The organism is Streptomyces thermovulgaris (assembly GCF_002155915.1).
Classification (GTDB): domain Bacteria; phylum Actinomycetota; class Actinomycetes; order Streptomycetales; family Streptomycetaceae; genus Streptomyces; species Streptomyces thermovulgaris.
Window position 1 is genome coordinate 1 of sequence record NZ_MUME01000441.1, and the last position, 930, is coordinate 930.

The 930-nt window shown below is 65.7% G+C and carries 2 protein-coding genes; both read left to right on the forward strand.

Annotated elements, in window-relative coordinates:
• A partial coding sequence (locus CCN35_RS26045) for an alpha-glucosidase C-terminal domain-containing protein (RefSeq protein WP_143631828.1) occupies positions 1-352 on the forward strand: 352 nt, incomplete at its 5' end.
• The coding region (locus CCN35_RS26050) for an alpha-amylase family glycosyl hydrolase (protein WP_245863489.1) at positions 349-930 on the forward strand (582 nt) is incomplete at its 3' end. The genes CCN35_RS26045 and CCN35_RS26050, both read left to right, overlap by 4 nt.

The following is a 930-nucleotide window of genomic DNA, read 5'->3' on the forward strand; positions in this document are numbered from 1 at the left end:
CCTCAACCACATCCGCCGCCGTCATCCCGCGCTGCAGCGCCTGCGGAACCTGCACTTCCACCACGCCGACAACGACGCCGTGATCGCCTACAGCAAGACCACCGGCTCCGACACGGTCCTGGTGGTCGTCAATCTCGATCCCCACCACACCCAGGAGGCCACGGTCTCGTTGGACATGCCGCACCTCGGCCTGGACTGGCACGAGTCCGCGCCGGTGCACGACGAGCTCACCGGCGAGACCTATCACTGGGGCAGGGCCAACTACGTCCGCCTGGAGCCGGGTCGCAGACCCGCACACGTACTCCATGTCCAGCGACCGTCCACCCAGATCGGAGGGCCCCCGCCGCCATGACTGTCAACGAGCCCGTTCCGGACATCTTCGAGGACGCCCCGGCCAGGGACCGGGATCCGGAGTGGTTCAAGCGTGCCGTCTTCTACGAGGTCCTCGTCCGTTCCTTCCAGGACAGCAACGGCGACGGCATCGGCGATCTGAAGGGCCTGACCGCCAGACTCGACTATCTGCAGTGGCTGGGCGTCGACTGCCTGTGGCTGCCGCCGTTCTTCAAGTCCCCCCTGAAGGACGGCGGCTACGACGTCTCCGACTACACCTCCATCCAGCCGGAGTTCGGCGACCTGGCCGACTTCGTGGAGTTCGTCGACTCCGCCCACCAGCGCGGCATGCGCGTGATCATCGACTTCGTCATGAACCACACCAGCGACCAGCACCCGTGGTTCCAGGAGTCCCGCAGGGATCCCGACGGCCCCTACGGCGACTACTACATGTGGGCCGACGACGACAAGGGCTATCCGGACGCCCGGATCATCTTCGTGGACACCGAGACCTCGAACTGGACGTACGACCCGGTCCGCGGCCAGTACTACTTCCACCGGTTCTTCTCCCACCAGCCTGATCTGAACTACGAGAACCCG